General features: G+C 70.0%; 23 protein-coding genes and 4 tRNA genes. 20 read left to right on the forward strand and 7 right to left on the reverse strand.

Annotated elements, in window-relative coordinates; translation table 11 throughout:
* Positions 1–3: 3 nt before the first annotated feature.
* From ACIO3P_RS15910 to ACIO3P_RS15930, 5 genes are all read left to right on the forward strand, one after another.
* Entirely contained in the window at positions 4–1,671 is a 1,668-nt protein-coding gene (locus ACIO3P_RS15910; RefSeq protein ID WP_401792093.1) for a NuoM family protein, read from the forward strand.
* Positions 1,668–3,257, forward strand: coding sequence for an NADH-quinone oxidoreductase subunit N (locus ACIO3P_RS15915; RefSeq protein ID WP_401854737.1), 1,590 nt, complete (start codon positions 1,668–1,670; stop codon positions 3,255–3,257). The genes ACIO3P_RS15910 and ACIO3P_RS15915 overlap by 4 nt, the downstream gene beginning before the upstream one ends.
* 333 nt (positions 3,258–3,590) lie before the next feature.
* Positions 3,591–4,454, forward strand: a complete 864-nt coding sequence (gene htpX / locus ACIO3P_RS15920; RefSeq protein WP_401854734.1) for a zinc metalloprotease HtpX — start codon at positions 3,591–3,593, stop codon at positions 4,452–4,454.
* Positions 4,451–4,843 (forward strand): YccF domain-containing protein, encoded by a 393-nt coding sequence (locus ACIO3P_RS15925; protein ID WP_401854732.1) that lies wholly within the window; start codon positions 4,451–4,453, stop codon positions 4,841–4,843. The genes htpX and ACIO3P_RS15925 overlap by 4 nt, the downstream gene beginning before the upstream one ends.
* 230 nt (positions 4,844–5,073) lie before the next feature.
* Positions 5,074–5,343 (forward strand): GlsB/YeaQ/YmgE family stress response membrane protein, encoded by a 270-nt coding sequence (locus tag ACIO3P_RS15930; protein WP_329828530.1) that lies wholly within the window; start codon positions 5,074–5,076, stop codon positions 5,341–5,343.
* Between the two features lie 46 nt (positions 5,344–5,389).
* On the opposite strand, the gene ACIO3P_RS15935 is transcribed toward ACIO3P_RS15930, so the two are convergent.
* The 3 genes from ACIO3P_RS15935 to ACIO3P_RS15945 all read right to left on the reverse strand — a co-directional run bounded on the left by ACIO3P_RS15935 (position 5,390) and on the right by ACIO3P_RS15945 (position 7,312).
* Positions 5,390–6,127 carry an alpha-ketoglutarate-dependent dioxygenase AlkB family protein gene (locus ACIO3P_RS15935; RefSeq protein ID WP_401854730.1) on the reverse strand — a complete coding sequence of 246 codons (738 nt, stop codon included), beginning with the start codon at positions 6,125–6,127 and terminating at the stop codon, positions 5,390–5,392.
* Entirely contained in the window at positions 6,124–6,693 is a 570-nt protein-coding gene (locus ACIO3P_RS15940) for a methylated-DNA--[protein]-cysteine S-methyltransferase (RefSeq protein WP_401792099.1), read from the reverse strand. Before ACIO3P_RS15940 ends, ACIO3P_RS15935 begins: the two co-directional genes overlap by 4 nt.
* A 130-nt stretch (positions 6,694–6,823) precedes the next feature.
* Positions 6,824–7,312 (reverse strand): YajQ family cyclic di-GMP-binding protein, encoded by a 489-nt coding sequence (locus ACIO3P_RS15945; protein WP_329828534.1) that lies wholly within the window; start codon positions 7,310–7,312, stop codon positions 6,824–6,826.
* 237 nt (positions 7,313–7,549) lie between these two features.
* Here ACIO3P_RS15945 and ACIO3P_RS15950 point away from each other — a divergent pair.
* Positions 7,550–7,631 (forward strand) — tRNA-Tyr (locus ACIO3P_RS15950).
* A gap of 47 nt (positions 7,632–7,678) precedes the next feature.
* On the opposite strand, the gene ACIO3P_RS15955 is transcribed toward ACIO3P_RS15950, so the two are convergent.
* Together ACIO3P_RS15955 and ACIO3P_RS15960 are read right to left on the reverse strand one after the other, a co-directional pair.
* On the reverse strand, positions 7,679–8,338 hold the full coding sequence (locus ACIO3P_RS15955; RefSeq protein WP_329828535.1) for an SDR family oxidoreductase: 660 nt from the start codon (positions 8,336–8,338) through the stop codon (positions 7,679–7,681).
* 53 nt (positions 8,339–8,391) lie between these two features.
* Positions 8,392–9,660, reverse strand: coding sequence for an amidohydrolase family protein (locus ACIO3P_RS15960; RefSeq protein ID WP_329828536.1), 1,269 nt, complete (start codon positions 9,658–9,660; stop codon positions 8,392–8,394).
* Positions 9,661–9,920: 260 nt separating this feature from the next.
* Between ACIO3P_RS15960 and ACIO3P_RS15965 the strand changes: the two genes are divergently transcribed.
* From ACIO3P_RS15965 to ACIO3P_RS15990, 6 genes are all read left to right on the forward strand, one after another.
* Positions 9,921–9,993, forward strand: a tRNA-Thr gene (locus ACIO3P_RS15965).
* 47 nt (positions 9,994–10,040) lie between these two features.
* A tRNA-Met gene (locus ACIO3P_RS15970) sits at positions 10,041–10,113 on the forward strand.
* Positions 10,114–10,206: 93 nt separating this feature from the next.
* Positions 10,207–10,371 (forward strand): 50S ribosomal protein L33, encoded by a 165-nt coding sequence (rpmG, locus tag ACIO3P_RS15975; protein ID WP_003956487.1) that lies wholly within the window; start codon positions 10,207–10,209, stop codon positions 10,369–10,371.
* 87 nt (positions 10,372–10,458) lie between these two features.
* Positions 10,459–10,911, forward strand: coding sequence for a MaoC family dehydratase N-terminal domain-containing protein (locus tag ACIO3P_RS15980; protein WP_329828537.1), 453 nt, complete (start codon positions 10,459–10,461; stop codon positions 10,909–10,911).
* A gap of 5 nt (positions 10,912–10,916) precedes the next feature.
* Positions 10,917–11,345 carry a MaoC family dehydratase gene (locus tag ACIO3P_RS15985; protein WP_329828538.1) on the forward strand — a complete coding sequence of 143 codons (429 nt, stop codon included), beginning with the start codon at positions 10,917–10,919 and terminating at the stop codon, positions 11,343–11,345.
* A 118-nt stretch (positions 11,346–11,463) separates the two neighbouring features.
* Positions 11,464–12,519, forward strand: a complete 1,056-nt coding sequence (locus tag ACIO3P_RS15990; protein WP_401792102.1) for a UDP-N-acetylmuramate dehydrogenase — start codon at positions 11,464–11,466, stop codon at positions 12,517–12,519.
* A gap of 24 nt (positions 12,520–12,543) precedes the next feature.
* Here ACIO3P_RS15990 and ACIO3P_RS15995 read toward each other — a convergent pair whose 3' ends face one another.
* Both ACIO3P_RS15995 and ACIO3P_RS16000 read right to left on the reverse strand, forming a co-directional pair.
* Entirely contained in the window at positions 12,544–13,575 is a 1,032-nt protein-coding gene (locus tag ACIO3P_RS15995; RefSeq protein ID WP_329828540.1) for an adenosine deaminase, read from the reverse strand.
* Positions 13,576–13,719: 144 nt separating this feature from the next.
* On the reverse strand, positions 13,720–14,946 hold the full coding sequence (locus tag ACIO3P_RS16000; RefSeq protein WP_401854729.1) for a pyridoxal phosphate-dependent aminotransferase: 1,227 nt from the start codon (positions 14,944–14,946) through the stop codon (positions 13,720–13,722).
* A gap of 261 nt (positions 14,947–15,207) precedes the next feature.
* On the opposite strand from ACIO3P_RS16000, the gene ACIO3P_RS16005 reads away from it, so the two are divergent.
* The 8 genes from ACIO3P_RS16005 to rplL all read left to right on the forward strand — a co-directional run bounded on the left by ACIO3P_RS16005 (position 15,208) and on the right by rplL (position 20,411).
* A tRNA-Trp gene (locus ACIO3P_RS16005) sits at positions 15,208–15,280 on the forward strand.
* Between the two features lie 108 nt (positions 15,281–15,388).
* On the forward strand, positions 15,389–15,673 hold the full coding sequence (gene secE / locus ACIO3P_RS16010; protein ID WP_329828543.1) for a preprotein translocase subunit SecE: 285 nt from the start codon (positions 15,389–15,391) through the stop codon (positions 15,671–15,673).
* Positions 15,674–15,745: 72 nt separating this feature from the next.
* Positions 15,746–16,621: a transcription termination/antitermination protein NusG gene (gene nusG, locus ACIO3P_RS16015; protein ID WP_401792104.1), complete on the forward strand. Its 876-nt coding sequence runs from the start codon at positions 15,746–15,748 to the stop codon at positions 16,619–16,621.
* 166 nt (positions 16,622–16,787) lie between these two features.
* Positions 16,788–17,222 carry a 50S ribosomal protein L11 gene (rplK, locus tag ACIO3P_RS16020; protein ID WP_023539372.1) on the forward strand — a complete coding sequence of 145 codons (435 nt, stop codon included), beginning with the start codon at positions 16,788–16,790 and terminating at the stop codon, positions 17,220–17,222.
* Positions 17,223–17,304: 82 nt separating this feature from the next.
* Positions 17,305–18,027 (forward strand): 50S ribosomal protein L1, encoded by a 723-nt coding sequence (gene rplA, locus ACIO3P_RS16025; RefSeq protein ID WP_401854727.1) that lies wholly within the window; start codon positions 17,305–17,307, stop codon positions 18,025–18,027.
* Between the two features lie 152 nt (positions 18,028–18,179).
* Entirely contained in the window at positions 18,180–19,115 is a 936-nt protein-coding gene (locus tag ACIO3P_RS16030; protein ID WP_329828547.1) for a hypothetical protein, read from the forward strand.
* Between the two features lie 247 nt (positions 19,116–19,362).
* Entirely contained in the window at positions 19,363–19,923 is a 561-nt protein-coding gene (rplJ, locus tag ACIO3P_RS16035; RefSeq protein ID WP_329828548.1) for a 50S ribosomal protein L10, read from the forward strand.
* Positions 19,924–20,027: 104 nt separating this feature from the next.
* A complete protein-coding gene (gene rplL, locus ACIO3P_RS16040) occupies positions 20,028–20,411 on the forward strand; it encodes a 50S ribosomal protein L7/L12 (protein ID WP_329828549.1) in 384 nt (127 codons plus the stop codon).
* Positions 20,412–20,650 lie beyond the last annotated feature (239 nt).

Raw genomic sequence — 20,650 nt, forward strand, 5'->3', positions numbered from 1 at the left:
GCCGTGATCGATATCAGTGAGTCCGTGATGCAGTTCCTTCTCGCGTTGATCATCGTCGGCCCGCTCGTCGGCGCCGTCGCGGCCCTGCTCCCGGCCCCGCCCGGGCTGCGCGGCAGCAGCCCCGACCAGGCCGTCCTGCGCCACGGCGTGACCGTGACCGGCGCGATCCTCATCGCCGCGATCGTCCTCGCGCTCGGCTTCGACCACGACCAGCCGTCGAGGATGCAGGCCACCACGGACATCAGTTGGATCGCGGCACTGGACGTGCGGATCCACCTCGGTGTCGACGGCATCTCACTCCCCCTTCTGGTCCTGACCGCGCTGCTGACCTTCCTCTGCGCGCTCTACAGCTACTTCAAGATGCCCAAGGGCCCCTCGCCCAAGGCATTCGTCGCCCTGCTGCTCGTGCTCGAATCCGGCACGCTCGCGACCTTCGCCGTCCTCGATCTGATCCTGTTCTTCCTGGCCTTCGAGATGGTGCTGATCCCGATGTACTTCCTGATCGCCCGCTGGGGCGGCTCGGAAGGCGTCACCGGCGGCCGGCAGGCCGCCGCCTGGAAATTCATCCTCTACACACTGCTCGGATCCGTCGTCATGCTGCTCGGCCTGCTCCTCATCGGGGTCAAGGCCGGCACATTCGACATGATGGCACTCGCCACTGACAACGGCTCAGGTCTCAGCACATCCGTGCAGGTCACCGCCGTTCTGGCGATCGGTCTCGGGCTCGCGGTCAAGACCCCGATGTGGCCCCTGCACAGTTGGCTGCCGGACGCCCACACCGCCGCGCCGACCGTCGGATCCGTCCTCCTCGCCGGCGTCCTGCTCAAGATGGGTACGTACGGATTCGTCCGGATCGTCCTGCCCATCGCCCCCGACGGAATGCGGGTCTTCGCCCCGTACCTCGCCGCCTTCGCCGTCGTCGGCATCATCTACGGCTCCCTCGCCTGCCTCGCCCTCGCCAAGCGGGGCGCGGGCGGCGATCTCAAACGGCTGATCGCCTACTCCTCCGTCGGCCACATGGGCTTCGTCCTGCTCGGCATCGCGACGATGACGCCCACCGGCGTGAACGGCGCGCTCTTCGCCAACATCGCCCACGGCCTCATCACCGGCCTGCTGTTCTTCCTGGTCGGAGCCCTCAAGGACCGGTACGGCACCGCCGACCTCGACACCCTCGCCGGAGCGACCGGCGCCGCGCTGTACGGCCGCGCCCCCCGCCTCGGCGGGCTGCTCGCCTTCGCCGCGGTCGCCTCGCTCGGCCTGCCGGGGCTCGCCGGGTTCTGGGGCGAGATGCTCGCCCTGTTCGGCGCGTTCGACCCGGCGGAGGGGCTGAGCCGCCCCGCCTTCCTCACCTTCATGGCCGTCGCCGCCTTCGGCACCCTGCTCACCGCCGCGTACCTGCTGGTCGTCGTGCGCCGCGTCTGCATGGGCGTGCCGCCCCACGAGCCGGAAGGCGCCGCGGAACCCGGGAAGGCCGAGGAAACGCGGGACACCCCGGGAACCACGGGCGCGGGCGCACCGCACTTCCCCGACGTGGCCGATGTACAGACCTACGAGATCGCCGCCTGGACCCCGCTCGTCGCACTGACCGTCCTCGCCGGTCTCTGGCCCGCGGTCCTCCTCGGCCTCACCGACCCCGCCGTGCAGAAGCTCCTCGCAGGAGGCAAGTCGTGACCGTGGCCGCCGAGAGCGCCGGCGCCGCCGCCGGCCTCGTCCAGTCCGTCGACTGGCTCGCGATCGCGCCCCCCACCCTCGTGGCGGTGGTCGCCCTGATCATCCTGGTCGCCGACCTCTTCGTACCGGACCACCGCAAGCCGCTCCTCGGCGGTCTCGCGATCGCCGGCCTCGTCGCGGCGCTCGGCACGCTCCTGCCGCTGCGCGACGGCGACCGCGCCACCTTCTGCCTCACCACCGCACCGGATGTGTGCAGCTACACCGCGGACCACTTCGCGCTGGTCATCCAGCTCCTGGTGCTCGGAGGGGCGCTGCTCACCGCGCTGCTCTCGTACCACGACACGCGCCAGCTCCCCGCGGGCGAGTTCTGGTTCCTGCTGCTCGCCTCGGCGGCCGGCGCGGCGCTGCTGCCCGCCGCGCGCGACCTGGCCACCCTCGTCGTCGCGCTCGAAGTGGCCTCCCTGCCCGCCTTCGCCCTGGTCGGGCTCCGGCGCGGCGACCGGCTCTCCTCCGAGGCCGCGCTGAAGTTCTTCCTCTCCTCGGTCACCGCGACCGCCGTCATGCTGCTGGGCGTCAGCTTCGTGTACGCGGCCACCGGCACCATGCACCTGACCGAGATCGCCACGAAGCTGGACGAGGTCCCCGGACAGCTCTCCACCCTCGCCGAGGCGGGCGTCGCCCTCACCCTCGTCGGCTTCGCCTTCAAGACGGCCGCCGCGCCCTTCCACTTCTGGGTGCCCGACACCTATGTGGGCGCGCCGCTGCCCATCGCCGCCTATCTGTCCGTGGTCGGCAAGGCCGTCGGCTTCTCCGGCCTCATCCTGGTGACCGTTGTCGCGTTCCCCTCGTACCACGCCGTATGGGGGCCGGTCCTCGCCGTCCTCGCCGCGTTGACGATGACGCTCGGCAATGTGGCCGCACTCCGGCAGTCCGCCACGCGCAAGTGGAGCGCCGTACGGCTGCTGGCCTGGTCGTCCGTGGCCCAGGCCGGCTACCTCCTGGTGCCGATCGCCGCCGCCGCGTACGGCGGGGGAGGGGACGCGAGCGGCGGCGGGGGCGGCGGGACGGACCGGATCGGCTCCACCGTCGCGTACGCCCTGATGTACGCCGTCGTCAACCTCGGCGCGTTCGCCGTCGTCGCGCTCGTGGTCCGTACGAAGCCGCTGAACCGCATCGCCGACTACCAGGGCCTCTACGCCCGCCGGCCGCTCGCCGCGCTCGCGATGGGCTTCTTCCTGCTCTGCCTGGCCGGGCTGCCGCCGGGCATCATCGGCCTGTTCGCCAAGGTCACCGTCTTCTCCGCGGCGGTCGACGCGGGACTGGGCTGGCTGGCCGTCGTCATGGCCCTCAACGTCGTCGTGGCGCTCTACTACTACCTCCAGTGGACGGCGGTCCTCTTCCGCTCCCCGGAGGGGCAGCCGGAAAGCGCCGACGCCCCCACGGCGGTGACCGCCGACACGGGTACGGCCGCCCTGACCCCGGCGCCCGCCCTCACCGTGGCCATCGCGCTGACCGCCGCCGCGGGCATCGCCCTCTCGGGCGCGCCGCAACTGGTCCTGCGCTTCGCCGGCGTCAGCCTCTTCTGAGAGAAAGCCACGACCGGAAAGCCACCACCACCCGGACGGCCTACGCCCCCGTCCGGGTGCTAGGGCCTCTCGTTCGGGTCTGGCTGGGCTCGCGTGCCCTGGTGCCGCGCCTCGCGGTGTTGTCGTCGGTCCACGACGCTCCGCGTCGCCTCCCTCCTCCGCCTTGCGATCCACGGCACCAGAACCCGCTCCCTGATCCAGCCAGACCCGAACGAGAGACCCCAGGGAACCCGGACCGCCCGCCTCGCGTTGACCTGTACGGAAGGGTCCACTGGAGAGTGGAGCAGCACCAGGCAAAAGGGTTCCCCTGCCGCATGACTTGGAGGGCGTACCGTGCACCGCCGGCACAACGGGCTCAGGACCGCAGTACTCCTCGGGGGATTGTCCGCACTCATCATCGCGATCGGCAGTCTCTTCGGCAGTACGGGTCTGATCGTCGCGCTCGTCGTGGCGGTCGGCACCAACGCGTACGCGTACTGGAACAGCGACAAGCTGGCTCTACGCGCGATGCGCGCACGCCCCGTCAGCGAATTCGAGGCGCCGCAGCTCTACCGCATCGTCCGTGAGCTGTCGACGGCCGCGCGCCAGCCCATGCCGCGCCTGTACATCTCACCCACACAGGCGCCCAACGCGTTCGCCACCGGCCGCAACCCGCGCAACGCGGCCGTCTGCTGTACGGACGGGATCCTCCAGATCCTGGACGAGCGGGAGCTGCGCGGGGTCCTCGGCCACGAGCTGAGCCATGTCTACAACCGCGACATCCTGATCTCGTCGGTCGCCGGAGCCCTCGCGTCCGTGGTGATGTTCCTGGTGAACTTCGCCTGGCTCATCCCCATAGGCCGCTCGGACGACGACGACGGCCCCGGCGTCTTCGGCATGCTCCTGATCATGATCCTGGGGCCGCTCGCGGCCTCCGTCATCCAGCTCGCCGTGAGCCGTTCACGCGAGTACGAGGCGGACGCGTCCGGAGCCCAGCTCACGGGCGACCCGCTCGCTCTGGCGAGCGCGTTGCGTAAGCTGGAAGCCGGAACGAAACAGCTTCCGCTGCCGGCCGAACCGCGGATCGAGACAGCCAGCCACATGATGATCGCGAACCCCTTCCGTCCAGGTCGGGGATTCTCGAAACTGTTCTCCACGCATCCGCCGATGGCGGAGCGCATCGCCCGACTAGAACAGATGGCAGGTCCGCGAGCATGAAGACAATCCTGAACATTATCTGGCTCGTCCTGAGCGGTTTCTGGCTCTTCCTCGGGTACATGCTGGCGGGCGTCCTGCTGTGCGTCACGATCATCGGCATACCCTTCGGCGTGGCGGCCTTCCGTATCGGCGTCTACGCGCTGTGGCCCTTCGGCTACACAGCGGTCGACCGCCCCGGCGCCGGCGCGCCCTCGTGCGTCGGCAACGTCCTGTGGCTGGTCCTCGCGGGCTGGTGGCTCGCGCTCGGCCACATCGTCACCGGCGTCCTCCAGTGCGTCACGATCATCGGCATCCCCCTGGGCCTGGCCAACTTCAAGCTGATCCCGCTCTCCCTGATGCCGCTCGGCAAGGAGATCGTCTCCACGGACCAGCCCTTCACCGCCCGCTGACGGATCCTCGAACAGCCCCGGCATGCCCGGCAGCCCCGACGACACCCTCGGGGCTGTTACCGAATGCGGACGTATGCCCCAGGGAATGCTGGGTAGTTGATCACTCAGCATCAGGAGTCCGTCCGGCCGTGCCTCGCGCCCCGGGCTGCTGAGCACCGTACGCATCGCAACCACGGCCCGCCTCTGCGGCGTCATTGAGGGCGATACCGCAAGAAAGGCAGGTTCAGGGCATGGGTGTCATAAGCTGGATCATTCTCGGACTTCTCGCCGGCGCCGCCGCCAAGATTCTGCTGCCCGGCCGGGACCCCGGCGGGCTGATCGGGACGACCCTCATCGGGATCGCGGGAGCCTTCATCGGCGGCTGGATCTCGGCGAAATGGCTCGACCGGCCGATCAGCAACGACTTCTACGACGGGGCCACCTGGATCGCCGCCATCGGTGGCGCGCTCGTCCTGCTCGTCGTCTACCGGCTCCTCTTCGGCCACTCACGGTCCCGCTGAACCGGCGGGCGGGCCTCGCGGGCGGGTCCTCGCCTGCGGGCGGGCCTCAGGTCCCGGAAGGGTCCGTCAGGCCCGTCTCGCGCAGGGTGATGTTGAGCCGGCCGCCGCTCATCCCCGTCCCCGGCCCCGCCGTCCCCGGATACACCTTGGGCACCCCGTGGTACGCGAAGCGCGACTCCCCTCCGAAGACGAAGAGGTCACCGGAGGCGAGCCGCACATCCGTGTACGGGCGGCCCCGGCCCTCCGCGGTGCCGAACCGGAAGACACAACTGTCGCCGATGCTCAGGGAGACCACCGGCGCCGCGGACCTCTCGTCCTTGTCCTGGTGCATCCCCATCCGCGCGTCGCCATCGTAGAAGTTGATCAGCGCCGTGTCCGGGGCGTACGCGGCACCGGCCGCCGGATCGCCGTACGCGTCCACGAGCGCCGCGCGCCCCAACTCGGTCAGCCAGGACGGGAACTCCGCGACCCGCGCGCCGTTCACGTCCCCCGCGCTCCGCGTGTACCGGTAGGGCCGCCAGTGCCAGCCGACACACACCGTCTGTACGGACATCACGCCACCGCTCGGCAGCACCGTGTGCCGGATCGGCACCGGCCCCCGCGCCCACCCCCGGCAGACCGCCACCAACTCCCGCTGCCGCTCGGCCGACAGCCAGCCCGGGACATGCACGGCCCCGGGCGCCACGACCGTACGCGCCCGGCCCGTCGCGAACGGCTCGGGGAACAGCCCCTCCCCGCCCGGCCCTTCGCCCGTGACGGCGCCTCCCGCCGCGCCGGTGCTCATGCCGCCGGCGCGCCCTCCAGGCCGAGGAGCCGCTCCTTGCGCTCCAGCCCGGCCGCGTACCCGCGCAGCGCCCCGTCCGCGCCGATCACGCGGTGACACGGCCGTACGACGAGCAGCGGATTGCGCCCGATCGCCGTCCCCACGGCCCGCACCCCCGCGCCCGACGCGCCGACCCGCGCCGCGATCTGCCCGTATGTCACCGTCACGCCGTACGGGATGGCGTCCACCGCGGCCCAGACCCGGCGCTGGAACTCCGTGCCGCCGGCCGCGTACTCGATGTCGAAGCCCGTCGACGTACCGGCGAAGTACGCCCGGAGCTGCCCCACGATCCCGGCGAACGCCTCGGGCGCGCGGACCCAGTCGTCCTGGACGACCGCCGCGCCCTTCTGCCCCGGCAGGGAGAGGGAGGCGAGCGCCACACCGCCCGGTGCCGTGGCGGACTCCACACCGGCCAGGAGTACCTCGCCCAGGGGGCTGTCGACCGTGGTGTACAAGGTGGTCGCGCTCAAGGCGCTCAAGGCTTTCGAGCTGTTCGAGCTGTTCAAGGTGTTCAAGGTGACTGTCATCACTCGTTCCTCTCCACGCGGTGTGTTTCAACGACCGCTCAGTGACGAGTCTGCGCCCCCGGAACCCGCGAAGCTGGCGGTATTCGGACACCGCACCCACCCTCCGGGCGCGGTCCCCGAACCGCCGTCCTCAGCGGTAGTTGACGAACTGGAGCGCGAAGTCGAAGTCGTGCCCCTTCAGCAGGGCGATCACGGTCTGGAGGTCGTCACGGCTCTTCGAGCTGACCCGCAGCTCGTCGCCCTGCACCTGCGCCTTGATGCCCTTCGGGCCCTCATCGCGGATGATCTTCGCGACCTTCTTGGCGTTGTCCTGGGAGATGCCCTCCTCGATCGACGCGAAGATCTTGTACTCCTTGCCGGACAACTGCGGCTCGCCGGCGTCCAGCGCCTTCAGGGAGATGCCGCGCTTGATCAGCTTGGACTGGAAGACGTCGAGGATCGCGCTGACCCGCTCCTCGGAGTTCGCCTGCATCAGGATCTTCTCGCCGGACCAGTCGATCGAGGCCCCCACGTTCTTGAAGTCGTAGCGCTGCGAGATCTCCTTCGCGGCCTGGTTGAGGGCGTTGTCGATCTCCTGCCGCTCGACCTTCGAGACGATGTCGAAACTGGAGTCGGCCATGTCCTGTGGCTCCTTGTATCGGTCTGTCTGCCTGTATGGGTGCTGCTGTGCTGCCGGTTGTCGCCGGGCGCAGTCGAGGTGCCGCCGACGCCGTCGCCGTAAAGCCTAGTCACCCGGGACCGCCCCGAGCGCGGAACAATCCGGTGGCGGAGCACCCCCTGGCATCGGGTATCGTTTACGTCGTTGCCAAGGAGCACGGCCCCGAAAAGGGCAGCTCGGACGGCAGCGACATCCCATGGCGGTGTGCCCGAGTGGCCAATGGGAGCGGACTGTAAATCCGCCGGCTTAGCCTTCCCAGGTTCGAATCCTGGCGCCGCCACGCGATCGAGATGGCCCCTTCCTTAGGAAGGGGCCATTCGCGTACGGTCAGCCGCCGTTGGCCGCCGCCTTCACCGCGTCCGCCACCGGGACCGCGCCGCCGATCAGCTCCAGCGTCCGGCCCACCGTGCCCGGCGCCTCCAGCAGCTCCGCCAGCACCGCCGCCACGTCGTCGCGCGGCACCGCGCCCCGCCCCGTCGACTCCGCCAGCGTGACCAGGCCCGTACCCGCGTCGTTCGTCAGCGCGCCCGGCCGCAGGATCGTCCAGTCCAGCCCGGACCGCGACCGTACGGAGACGTCCGCCGCGCCCTTGGCACGCTGGTACGCGTCGAAGACCTCGTCGCCCCGATGGTCCGGGTCGGCGCCCATCGACGAGACGACCACGTGACGGCGTACGCCCGCGCGCTCCGCAGCGTCCGCGAAGAGCACCGCCGCGCCGAGATCCACCGTCTCCTTGCGGGCCGCGCCGCTGCCGCCGCCCGCGCCCGCCGCGAACACCGCGGCGTCCGCGCCCGCCAGCACCTCCGCCACCTCCTCGACCGAGGCCGACTCCAGGTCCAGGACGACCGGTTCGGCGCCCAGGGCCCGCAACTCCTCCGCCTGACCGGGGTCGCGGATGATGCCCGCCACCCCGTGTCCGCGCGCGGCGAGCAGACGCTCCAGCCGCAGCGCGATCTGACCATGTCCTCCGGCAATCACGATTCGCATGCTCACGACCGTACGTCGCGCCGTCGCGCCCCGCCGCACGGGCGCGCCCCCGCTCACGGGCCCCCGCCCGGCCGGCCCTGGCGCGGCAGCTCCGGCCCGCCCGCCTCGGCCGAGTCGCAGTACTCCCGTACCGCACTCGTCCGCGCCACCACCCGCCCCCGGTGGATCACGATCCTGCTGTACGCGAGCGACAGCACCCCCTCGATCCGCTCCCCGCGCACCGCCAGCAGCTCCGCGGGGAAGCCCGCCTCCACCCGTACCTCCGGCAGCCCCATCACCGCCCGCGCCGCCCCGCTCACCGCGCCGTACGCGTCCGCCGCGCGCACCCCGCCCTGCGAGGCCAGCAGGTACGCGGCCTCCAGCGGATCCCCGCGCCCCACCGGGTTCGACACGTCCCGCAGCGCCCCGCCGCCCGCCGCGAGCCGTACGCCGGCCGCCCGCAGCAGCCTCACGGGGGCCACCCCGCGCGCCCCGCCCACCCGCTCCGTGCCGCGCCGCTCCAGGCCCCCGCAGCCGCCCTGCGGCAGGCAGACCACCGTCACCCCGGCCGCCGCCAACTGGTCGGCTGCCCGCGCCGCCACCTCGGCGGGCAGCGCGGCCAGCCCCGCGCACGGGCCGAGCGTCACCCCGGCCGGCACCCCGCCCGCCAGCGCCGCGAGCCGCGCGATCCTGGCCGGTTCGGCGCCCTCCGTGTGCAGGTCGACGGGGCAGCCGTGCTCCGCCGCGACCTCCAGCACCGCCTCCACGTACCCCGTCGGATCGGGGTCGAGGTCCGGGCAGCCGCCGACCACCCCGGCGCCCATCGTCACCGCGTCGCGCAGCATCGCGAGCCCGTCGGCGCCCGCGAGCCCGGTCAGCAGCCGGGGCACGGCCACGGCGGTCAGATCGGCGAGCCCGCGCAGCGAGCGCCGCGCCTGGAGGACCGCGGCGAGCCGGCCCAGCTCCTGGGCGTCGCCGATGCGTACGTGGGAACGCAGCGCGGTCGCGCCGTGGCCGAGCTGGAGGAGCGCGGCCTCGGTGGCGCGCCGCTGCACGTCCTCGGAGGTGTACGGGACGGGCCGCTCGGCGGCGCGGTCGGCGGTGAGCGCGGTGTCGCTGTGGGCGTGCGGTTCGGCGGGGGCGGGCAGCAGCAGATAGCCGCCGAGGTCCACGCGCGAGGCGCCGCCCGGCGGGAGGCTGCCCGCCGTGCCCACGGCTTCGATCCGGCCCGCGCCGATCCGTACGTCGACGATGCGGCCGTCGGCGAGCCGGGCGCCGCAGAGCACGAGCGCGGGGGTGTCGGCCGTGGCCCCGTCGGGCGGCTGCGGCTGGCTGTCGGGCATCGGGCTCCTGGGGGAGGTGGTCCGCGCCGCGTGCAAGATCACGGAGCGCGGAGCCGAGCCTAGGGGCGCCCCGGCCGGGCTTCGCGGAGGAGCGAAATAGTCGTACCGGCGAGCCCGCGGGGAGCCGCCCGGACGGGCGCCGCGACCAGGTCGAACCGGGGCCGGAAGTGGCGTGTGACACGGGGTGGGACACCTGGGGCGACGGGCCACGAAACGGATTTGGGCGATCGGCGGGCGACCGTGTAATGTCTTCATCGCTCGCCCCAATAGCTCAGTCGGTAGAGCGTCTCCATGGTAAGGAGAAGGTCTACGGTTCGATTCCGTATTGGGGCTCAGATGTTCGGTGATCCTCGCCTTCGGGCGAGGAGATCCAGCATCGAAGCGGTGTAGCTCAGTCGGTAGAGCAAGCGGCTCATAATCGCTGTGTCACCGGTTCAAGTCCGGTCACCGCTACACAAAAGTAGCCGATTGTGGGGTCGGTCCTTCGATCGGCTACTCTTTTATGCGTTCATCCTTTCATCCGTTGTCCGTCCAAGGAGCACTCACGTGGCTGCCACCGACGTCCGCCCGAAGATCACGCTGGCCTGCGTGGAGTGCAAGGAGCGGAACTACATCACCAAGAAGAACCGGCGTAACAACCCGGACCGTCTTGAGATGAAGAAGCACTGCCCGCGCTGCAACTCGCACACCGCGCACCGCGAAACGCGCTGAATCAGGCTCGTACGCGAGGCCGTCCCCGGTTGGGGACGGCCTCGCGTCGTTTGTAGTGGTCACTTACATCAGGGAGGGAGCGAGTCAGTGGCGCTCGATCAGTCCTTCGTGGGGCGGAGCTATCCGCCCACCGCGCCGTACGAGGTCGGCCGGGAGAAGATCCGTGAGTTCGCCGAGGCGGTGGGCGACCCCAATCCGGCGTACACCGACCCGGAGGCCGCCAAGGCGCTCGGGCACACCGATCTGATCGCCCCGCCGACCTTCGTGTTCGCGATCACGTTCAAGGCGGCCGGCGAGGTCGTCGCCGATCCGCAGCTCGGTCTGGACTACAGCAGGGTCGTCCACGGCGACCAGAAGTTCGCGTACACCCGCCCCGTGCGCGCGGGGGACCGGCTGAGCGTCACCTCCACCATCCAGGCGATCAAGTCCCTCGCCGGGAACGACATCATCGACGTACGCGGTGAGGTGCACGACGAGGCCGGCGAGCACGTGGTGACCGCGTGGACCAAGCTGGTGGCGCGCGCCGCCGAGGGGGCGTGAGAGCGATGACCGCGAAGATCGGTTACGACGACGTCGAGGTCGGTACGGAGCTGCCGGCGCGGAGCTTCCCCGTCACCCGCGCCACGCTGGTGCGGTACGCCGGTGCCTCCGGGGACTTCAACCCGATCCACTGGAACGAGAAGTTCGCCAAGGAGGTCGGCCTCCCCGACGTCATCGCCCACGGCATGTTCACCATGGCCGAGGCGATCCGTGTGGTGACCGACTGGGTCGGCGACCCGGGGGCCGTCGTCGAGTACGGCGTCCGCTTCACCAAGCCCGTCGTCGTGCCCAACGACGAGACGGGCGCGCTGGTCGAGGTCAGCGCGAAGGTCGCGGCGAAGCTGGAGGAGGGCCGGGTCCGCGTGGACCTGACGGCGATGAGCGCGGGGCAGAAGGTGCTGGGTATGGCCCGCGCCGTCGTCCGGCTCGCCTGACACACGCACCACCGGCCTACAGGCCGCAGGTAAGGGGCGCCCGCAATGGCCGGGCGCCCCTTACCGCTTCCTGGGCGAGCTCCCTGGGTGTGGCAATTCACCCCTTACGCTGGTGCCCGTGCACGAACTCCGCGACGCCCCTCTCGCCCCCCTGACCACCTTCCGCCTCGGCGGTCCCGCGGCCCGGCTCGTCACCGCCGTCACCGACGACGAGGTGATCGCCGCCGTACGGGAGGCGGACGACGCGGGCACCCCGCTCCTGATCATCGGCGGCGGCAGCAACCTGGTCATCGGCGACCGGGGCTTCGACGGCACGGCCCTGCGCATCGCCACCAAGGGCTTCACGCTCGACGGTACGGCGCTGGAACTGGCCGCCGGTGAGGTCTGGACCGACGCAGTCGCCCGGACCGTCGAAGCGGGCCTCGCGGGCGTCGAGTGCCTGGCCGGCATCCCGGGCTCGGCCGGCGCCACCCCGATCCAGAACGTCGGCGCGTACGGCCAGGAGGTCTCCACGACCGTCACCGAGGTCGTCGCGTACGACCGCGCCGCCCGCGAGACCGTGACGCTCACCGGCGCCGAGTGCGGCTTCTCATACCGTCACAGCCGCTTCAAGCAGCACCCCGGGCGCTGGGTGGTGCTGCGGGTCCGCTTCGGCCTGGAGGACGCCGACGGCCTCTCCGCCCCTCTCAAGTACGCCGAGACCGCCCGCGCCCTCGGTGTCGAGCCCGGCGACCGGGTCCCCGCGGCCACCGCCAGGGACACCGTCCTCAAGCTGCGGGCCGGCAAGGGCATGGTGCTCGACCCGGAGGACCACGACACCTGGTCCGCGGGGTCGTTCTTCACCAACCCGATCCTCACCGACCGCCAGTACGCGGAGTTCACCGCGCGCGTCAGGGCCCGCCTCGGCGACGACGTGACACCCCCCGGCTTCCCGGAGGGGGAGGGGCGCACGAAGACCTCGGCGGCGTGGCTGATCGACCGGGCCGGTTTCACCAAGGGGTACGGCACGGGCCCGGCCAGGATCTCCACCAAGCACACCCTCGCCCTCACCAACCGGGGCGCCGCGCGCACGGAGGACCTGCTCGCCCTCGCGCGCGAGGTCGTCGCCGGGGTGTACGACGCCTTCGGGATCACCCTGGTCAACGAACCGGTGACGGTGGGCGTCAGCCTCTGAGGCCCCGGCGCCACCGGCGGGGGGTCAGGAAGCCAGCCAGGCGTCGATCCCCGCCAGCAGCTTCTCCTGGACCGCGGACGGCGCCGCGGAGCCCCGTACCGACTGACGGGCCAGCTCGGCCAGTTCCGCGTCGGCGAAGTTCTGGTGGAGCCGCGCCAGTTCGTACTGCGCCGCCAGCCGGGAGCCGAAGAGCAGCGGGTCGTCAGCGCCCAGCGCCATCGGGACCCCGGCGTCGAACAGTGTGCGCAGGGGGACGTCCTCGGGCTTCTCGTAGACGCCCAGCGCGACGTTCGAGGACGGGCAGACCTCGCAGGTCACCCCGCGCTCCGCGAGCTTGCGCAGCAGCCTGGGGTCCTCCGCGGCGCGGACGCCGTGCCCGATCCGGGAGGCGCTCAGGTCGTCCAGGCAGTCCCGTACGGACGCGGGCCCCGTCAGCTCGCCGCCGTGCGGCGCGGCCAGCAGCCCCCCGTCCCTGGCGATCGCGAAGGCCCGGTCGAAGTCCCTGGCCATGCCCCGGCGCTCGTCGTTGGAGAGCCCGAAGCCGACGACGCCCCGGTCCGCGTACCGCACCGCGAGCCGGGCCAGGGTCCTGGCCTCCAGCGGGTGCTTCATCCGGTTCGCCGCGACCAGCACGCGCATCCCGAGCCCGGTCTCCCTGGACGCGGCGTCCACGGCGTCCAGGATGATCTCCATCGCCGGGATCAGTCCGCCCAGGTGCGGGGCGTACGAGGTGGGGTCGACCTGGATCTCCAGCCAGCCGGAGCCGTCCCGTACGTCCTCCTCGGCGGCCTCGCGCACCAGCCGCTGGATGTCCTCGGGCGTCCGCAGACAGGACCGGGCGATGTCGTACAGCCGCTGGAAGCGGAACCAGCCGCGTTCGTCGGTGGCGCGCAGCTTCGGGGGCTCGCCGCCGGTCAGCGCGTCGGGGAGATGGACGCCGTACTTGTCGGCGAGTTCGAGCAGGGTCGCCGGCCGCATCGAACCCGTGAAGTGCAGATGCAGATGGGCCTTGGGCAGCAGGCTGAGGTCCCTGGGGCGGGGGGTGGTGCTCTCCATCCATGGATTTTGCCGCATGAAAAGAGCCACCGGCAGCCACTTTCCCCGATCGAGATCTTGTCCGAACGCGGATACGGAAGGGAAACGGGTCCCCGGCCGGTGGCCGGAGACCCGTTCAGTCGCTGGTGGGAGCGTGCGGAGGCGTCAGTCCTTGGCCTCGGCCAGCAGCTTCTGGAGACGCCCGACGCCCTCGGCGAGATCCTCGTCACCGAGCGCGTAGGACAGCCGCAGATACCCGGGCGTGCCGAACGCCTCGCCCGGGACGACCGCGACCTCGGCCTCGTCCAGGATCAGCGCGGCCAGCTCGACGGAGGTCGCCGGGCGGGTGCCGCGGATCTCCTTGCCGAGCAGGGCCTTCACCGACGGGTAGACGTAGAAGGCGCCCTCGGGCTCCGGGCAGAGCACGCCGTCGATCTCGTTGAGCATCCGGACGATCGTCCTGCGGCGCCGGTCGAAGGCGGTCCGCATCTCGGCCACGGCCTCCAGGTCGCCGGAGACGGCGGCGAGGGCGGCGGCCTGCGCGACGTTGGAGACGTTGGACGTGGCGTGCGACTGGAGGTTGGTCGCGGCCTTGACCACGTCCTTGGGGCCGATGACCCAGCCCACCCGCCAGCCGGTCATGGCGTACGTCTTGGCCACGCCGTTGACGACGATGCACTTGTCGCGCAGCTCGGGGACGACGGCCGGCAGCGAGGTGAAGGCGGCGTCGCCGTAGACGAGGTGCTCGTAGATCTCGTCCGTCAGCACCCACAGGCCGTGCTCGACGGCCCAGCGGCCGATGGCCTCGGTGTCGGCCTCGCTGTAGACGGCGCCCGTCGGGTTGGACGGCGAGACGAAGAGCACGACCTTCGTACGCTCCGTACGGGCGGCCTCCAACTGCTCGACGGAGACGCGGTAGCCCGTGGTCTCGTCGGCCACGACCTCTACCGGGACACCGCCGGCCAGCCGGATCGACTCGGGGTAGGTCGTCCAGTACGGAGCCGGGACGATGACCTCGTCGCCCGGGTCCAGGATGGCGGCGAACGCCTCGTAGATGGCCTGCTTGCCGCCGTTGGTGACGAGGACCTGGGACGCGTCGACCTCGTAACCGGAGTCGCGGAGCGTCTTCGCGGCGATGGCGGCCTTCAGCTCGGGGAGTCCGCCGGCCGGCGTGTAGCGGTGGAACCTGGGGTTACGGCAAGCCTCGACCGCGGCGTCCACGATGTAGCCGGGGGTCGGGAAGTCGGGCTCGCCCGCGCCGAAGCCGATCACCGGACGCCCGGCGGCCTTCAGGGCCTTGGCCTTGGCGTCCACGGCGAGGGTCGCGGACTCGGAGATCGCGCCGATGCGGGCGGAGACCCGGCGCTCGGTGGGAGGGGTTGCAGGGCTCATGGGGCCCATGGTCCCAGACCTGAAACCTCCGTGGCACACACGTTTCATGCTCTGAACAGAAAGGGGACGGGCGGATGGACGCATCAGAGGATGATCGCTTCGCGCGACGTCCCCGTGACGTCCCTCTGAGGCTCCAGGGGGAAGCTGTTCGACGCACGGCCCATGACCACGTACACTCACTGGTCGTTGGCCTTCAGCTCCGAAGACGTACCGGGCACTCCGTGCATCCGGTCGTATGCGGTAGGTTGAGGGAGAACGCAAAGGGTCGTAGCTCAATTGGTAGAGCACTGGTCTCCAAAACCAGCGGTTGGGGGTTCAAGTCCCTCCGGCCCTGCTACACACATCTTCGCCAGGATGTGTGCGCATGTACGTACATTCAATGCATCGCCGTGCGGCTCCCCCGGGCGCGGCACGGTCACGACCCGGAATCAGGTGAGAGAGAGTGGCGGATGCCGTGGGCTCCATCGACAAGCCTGATGCCGACGATGAGTCCGCCGAGTCGAAGAAGCCCCGCAAGGGCGGAAAGCGCGGCAAGAAGGGCCCCCTGGGCCGTCTCGCGCTCTTCTACCGACAGATCGTCGCCGAGCTGCGCAAGGTCGTCTGGCCGACTCGCAACCAGCTAACGACGTACACCACCGTGGTGATTGTCTTCGTGGTCGTCATGATCGGTCTGGTGACCGTGATTGACTATGGCTTCCAGCAAGCAATCAAGTACGTCTTCGGCTGATCCCGCGAAGGGCGCCCCGTGCGGCGCCCCTTTCGCGTGTTCCACCCATTGAGCCAGGAAGAAGCAGCCACCGTGTCTGACCCGAAACTGAACGACGCCAGCGAGTCGGTGGAGTCCCGAGAGGACCAGACCGACATCGTCGAGGCGGCGGACGCTGTCGAGCCAGACCAGGCCGAAGCCGCTGACGTCGCCGCGGGCGAGCCGGCCGAAGAGGCCGCGCTGCACGTCGAGGACGAGACCGAAGAGGCAGCCGAGGACTCCGCGGAAGCGGACGACGAGGCCGCTGACGACGAGGCCGACGACGAGGCGGAAGCCGTCGCCGAGGCCCCTGCCGACCCGGTCGCCGCCCTCCGTGACGAACTCCGCGGGCTGCCCGGCGAGTGGTACGTGATCCACACCTACGCGGGCTACGAGAAGCGCGTGAAGGCCAACCTGGAGCAGCGCGCCGTCTCGCTCAACGTCGAGGAATTCATCTACCAGGCTGAAGTCCCCGAGGAAGAGATCGTCCAGATCAAGAACGGCGAGCGTAAGAACGTCCGCCAGAACAAGCTTCCCGGGTACGTTCTCGTCCGTATGGACCTGACGAACGAGTCCTGGGGCGTCGTCCGCAACACCCCCGGCGTCACCGGCTTCGTGGGCAACGCCTACGACCCGTACCCGCTGACCCTGGACGAGATCGTCAAGATGCTCGCCCCGGAGGCCGAGGAGAAGGCCGCCCGCGAGGCGGCCGAGGCCGAGGGCAAGCCCGCGCCGTCGCGCAAGGTCGAGGTCCAGGTGTTGGACTTCGAGGTCGGCGACTCGGTCACCGTCACCGACGGCCCCTTCGCCACCCTCCAGGCGACGATCAACGAGATCAACGCGGACTCGAAGAAGGTCAAGGGCCTGGTCGAGATCTTCGGTCGCGAGACCCCGGTCGAGCTGAGCTTCGACCAGATCCAGAAGAACTGATCCTTCTTCCGGAACACCTACTTCCGACAGGTCAGACAGGGGTTCACGCCTGTCTGACCTGTCGGTTTTTGGCCGTACGGCTATACCCGTTATCGTTGTGCGGTATGCCTCCATCCGGATGACCGGACGGCGGGCTGAAAACTCTCAAATGGACCCGGAGAGAGCAATGCCTCCCAAGAAGAAGAAGGTCACGGGGCTCATCAAGCTCCAGATCAGTGCCGGCGCGGCCAACCCGGCTCCGCCGGTCGGCCCCGCGCTGGGCCAGCACGGCGTCAACATCATGGAGTTCTGCAAGGCCTACAACGCCGCGACCGAGTCGCAGCGTGGCATGGTCGTGCCGGTGGAGATCACGGTCTACGAGGACCGCTCCTTCACCTTCATCACCAAGACTCCGCCGGCCGCCAAGCTGATCCTCAAGGCCGCTGGTGTGGACAAGGGCTCCGGCGAGCCGCACGTCAAGAAGGTCGCGAAGCTCACCCGCGACCAGGTGCGCGACATCGCCACGACCAAGATGCCCGACCTGAATGCCAACGACCTGGACGCCGCCGAGAAGATCATCGCCGGCACCGCCCGTTCCATGGGCATCACGGTCGAGGGCTGACCCAGCAGGGCACACCCCAGTGGGAGGGCCGAGCGCGGCCCGCACCACGAACTCCACACCTGAAGAAACACCAGGAGAAGAAGTGAAGCGCAGCAAGGCTCTCCGCGGCGCGGACGCGAAGATCGACCGGGAGCGTACGTACGCCCCGCTCGAAGCCGTCCGTATCGCCAAGGACACCACCACCACCAAGTTCGACGGCACCGTCGAGGTGGCCATGCGTCTGGGCGTCGACCCGCGCAAGGCCGACCAGATGGTCCGTGGCACCGTGAACCTTCCGCACGGCACCGGCAAGACCGCCCGGGTCCTGGTCTTCGCGACCGGTGACCGTGCCGAGGCCGCGCGTGCCGCGGGCGCCGACATCGTCGGCGCCGACGAACTGATCGACGAGGTCTCGAAGGGCCGTCTGGACTTCGACGCCGTCGTCGCCACCCCGGACCTCATGGGCAAGGTCGGCCGCCTCGGCCGCGTCCTCGGCCCGCGTGGTCTGATGCCGAACCCGAAGACCGGCACCGTCACCCCCGATGTCACGAAGGCTGTGAACGACATCAAGGGCGGCAAGATCGAGTTCCGCGTCGACAAGCACTCGAACCTGCACTTCATCATCGGCAAGGTCTCCTTCGACGAGACGAAGCTGGTCGAGAACTACGCCGCGGCGCTGGAGGAGATCCTCCGTCTCAAGCCGTCCTCCGCCAAGGGCCGCTACATCAAGAAGGCCACGCTGGCCACCACGATGGGCCCCGGCGTTCCGCTGGACGCCAACCGCACCCGTAACCTCCTCGTCGAGGAGGACCCGGCCTCCGTCTGACTCTGACGGCAGCCGCGGGTCGCACCGTACGCACGAAAGCCGGGCCCCGCACCTCTCCGGAGGTGCGGGGCCCGGCTTTCGGGGTACGAGGCTGTGTCAGACCTGTGCGTTACCGTTCACAGCAGTTGAACGTACGACAAGGGGTGGGACTCATGAACACGTCCGTATGGAAGCGCGGGGGCGTCTGTCTGACCGCGGTGGCCGTCATGGCCGGTGTCGCGGGGTGTCAGGGCGACGGCGGTACGGAGAAGAAGAGCGCACCGGCGGCCGAGAAGGCCCCGGCCGGGTCCAGCGCCTCCGAGGTCATCACCGCGGCCTACAAGAAGACCTCCGAGGCGAAGTCCGCCAAGGTCCGGATGACGCTGTCGATGCCGGAGTCGACGGGCATGGTCAAGGGCGACATCGAGATGTCCGGGGTCATGGGGTGGGACCCGAGCCTGATGGACATGACGATGAAGGGCGACGCGCTGAGCGCGGAGACCTCCGGTCTCTCGGAGATCCGCATGGTCTGGGTCGACGACGTCATGTACATGGACATGGGCGCCGAGGCCGCCAAGGAGATGGAGGGCAAGCGCTGGATGAAGCTCGACGTGGCCGCCGTGGCCGAGGCGTCGGGTGACAAGGCGCTGGAGAAGCAGATGACCGGCGGCCTGGAGAACATGAACCAGGACCCGGCCCAGCAGCTCGCCCTGCTGCTCGACTCGCCGCAGCTCAAGCATGTCGGCTCCGAGAAGGTGGACGGCGTCGACGCCGAGCACTACAAGGGCACGCTGAGCGTCGACGAGATGATGAAGTCCAACGACTCGCTCGCCGTCCTCGACGCGCAGGAGCGCAAGGCCCTCATCGACTCGTTGAAGAAGTCGGGCATGGAGACGTACGACACCGAGGTCTGGGTCAACGAGGACAACTACCCGGTGAAGATGGACATCGGCATGAAGACCACCGAGGGCACGATGAAGATCTCCACGCACTACTCGGACTACGGGGCGAAGACGCAGGTCACGGCCCCGCCGGCCGGTGAGACCTTCGACCTCGCCGAGATGATGGCGGGCCTGGGCGACGAGTCCACCGCGGGCGCCGCAAGCTGATTTGCCGTACCGCACCACCCTCACGTATTCTTCCCCAGAAGCCAAAGACCGCTGGTCGTTGCCGTGTGCTCGTAAGAGGGTGCGGCGGCCGAAGGATCCGCTAGCTGCGGACGACCCGCGTAGGTGACTGTGGAAAGCTCCCGGATCCCATTCGGTCGAGCTACGCCCCGTGCGCCTGCGCCGGGGCGTTTCGTTTTGCCCAGCCCCTTCTGAGCGGTCCTCATCACCCGGAAGGAGGCCGACGCTCATGGCAAGGCCCGACAAGGCTGCCGCGGTAGCCGAGCTGGCGGATCAGTTCCGCAGCTCGAACGCCGCCGTGCTGACCGAGTACCGGGGTCTCACCGTGGCGCAGCTCAAGGAGCTGCGTCGTTCTCTCGGTGAGAACGCCCAGTACGCCGTGGTGAAGAACACGCTGACCAAGATCGCGGCCAACGAGGCCGGGATCAACACGCTGGACGACCTGTTCGCGGGTCCGACGGCGGTTGCCTTCGTCACCGGTGACCCGGTGGAGTCGGCCAAGGGTCTTCGTGACTTCGCCAAGGAGAACCCGAATCTCGTCATCAAGGGCGGTGTCCTTGACGGCAAGGCGCTCAGCGCCGACGAGATCAAGAAGCTCGCGGACCTCGAGTCCCGTGAGGTTCTGCTTTCCAAGCTGGCCGGTGCCATGAAGGGCAAGCAGTCGCAGGCTGCCGCTCTCTTCCAGGCGCTTCCGTCGAAGTTCGTCCGCACCGCGGAAGCTCTTCGTGCCCAGAAGGAAGAGCAGGACGGTGCCGGTACGCCGGCCCCCGTCGAGGCCGACTCCGAGTAATCACGCTCGGTCCCGGGTGATCACACCCGGTCGGTCACAGCGGGCCGGTACGCCCGCGGAACTGTACATACGGCACCAGCCGAATTAGTGGAAGGACCGCCATCATGGCGAAGCTCACCCAGGACGAGCTGCTCGCGCAGTTCGAGGACATGACCCTCATCGAGCTCTCCGGCTTCGTGAAGGCCTTCGAGGAGAAGTTCGACGTCACGGCCGCCGCCCCGGTCGCCGCTGCCGCCGCCGGTGGCGCCGCTGTCGCCGCCGAGGCCGAAGAGGTCCAGGACGAGTTTGACGTCATCCTCACGGGTGCCGGCGAGAAGAAGATCCAGGTCATCAAGGTTGTGCGCGAGCTCACCTCCCTGGGCCTCAAGGAGGCCAAGGACCTCGTGGACGGCGCCCCCAAGCCCGTCGTCGAGAAGGTCGCCAAGGAGGCCGCCGAGAAGGCTGCCGAGTCCCTCAAGGCCGCCGGCGCCTCCGTCGAGGTCAAGTGACCCCGTACGGGTCCGTCACCGGCCGCTGAGGGCCCCGCGAGGGGCTCGGGCGGACACGGAGGCAGTCCCGGCGCCGTAGGGCCCCCCACGCGGGGTCCCGTCGGCGCGGCGTTGACATGAAGGGCGATCACCCAGTCGGGTGGTCGCCCTTCCGCGTTCCCGCAGGGGGTGCCTTGCTCTTCGGCCGTCGGCGAGTATCGTGATCATCGCCGTGCCGCCGTACGCCCAGTGACCTTCCG

Source organism: Streptomyces sp. NPDC087310, assembly GCF_044744405.1.
Taxonomy (GTDB): Bacteria; Actinomycetota; Actinomycetes; order Streptomycetales; family Streptomycetaceae; genus Streptomyces.

Excerpts from the sequence above, each read along its gene's own strand:
- ACIO3P_RS15995 (WP_329828540.1), bottom strand. The coding sequence starts at position 13,575 with ATGGAGAGCACCACCCCCCGCCCCAGGGACCTCAGCCTGCTGCCCAAG.
- ACIO3P_RS15985 (WP_329828538.1), top strand. The coding sequence starts at position 10,917 with ATGACCGCGAAGATCGGTTACGACGACGTCGAGGTCGGTACGGAGCTG.
- ACIO3P_RS15955 (WP_329828535.1), bottom strand. The coding sequence starts at position 8,338 with ATGCGAATCGTGATTGCCGGAGGACATGGTCAGATCGCGCTGCGGCTG.
- ACIO3P_RS15930 (WP_329828530.1), top strand. The coding sequence starts at position 5,074 with ATGGGTGTCATAAGCTGGATCATTCTCGGACTTCTCGCCGGCGCCGCC.
- ACIO3P_RS15940 (WP_401792099.1), bottom strand. The coding sequence starts at position 6,693 with ATGACAGTCACCTTGAACACCTTGAACAGCTCGAACAGCTCGAAAGCC.
- rplK (WP_023539372.1), top strand. The coding sequence starts at position 16,788 with ATGCCTCCCAAGAAGAAGAAGGTCACGGGGCTCATCAAGCTCCAGATC.
- ACIO3P_RS15925 (WP_401854732.1), top strand. The coding sequence starts at position 4,451 with ATGAAGACAATCCTGAACATTATCTGGCTCGTCCTGAGCGGTTTCTGG.
- rplL (WP_329828549.1), top strand. The coding sequence starts at position 20,028 with ATGGCGAAGCTCACCCAGGACGAGCTGCTCGCGCAGTTCGAGGACATG.
- ACIO3P_RS15960 (WP_329828536.1), bottom strand. The coding sequence starts at position 9,660 with ATGCCCGACAGCCAGCCGCAGCCGCCCGACGGGGCCACGGCCGACACC.
- rplJ (WP_329828548.1), top strand. The coding sequence starts at position 19,363 with ATGGCAAGGCCCGACAAGGCTGCCGCGGTAGCCGAGCTGGCGGATCAG.
- ACIO3P_RS15935 (WP_401854730.1), bottom strand. The coding sequence starts at position 6,127 with ATGAGCACCGGCGCGGCGGGAGGCGCCGTCACGGGCGAAGGGCCGGGC.
- ACIO3P_RS16000 (WP_401854729.1), bottom strand. The coding sequence starts at position 14,946 with ATGAGCCCTGCAACCCCTCCCACCGAGCGCCGGGTCTCCGCCCGCATC.
- ACIO3P_RS16030 (WP_329828547.1), top strand. The coding sequence starts at position 18,180 with ATGAACACGTCCGTATGGAAGCGCGGGGGCGTCTGTCTGACCGCGGTG.
- ACIO3P_RS15945 (WP_329828534.1), bottom strand. The coding sequence starts at position 7,312 with ATGGCCGACTCCAGTTTCGACATCGTCTCGAAGGTCGAGCGGCAGGAG.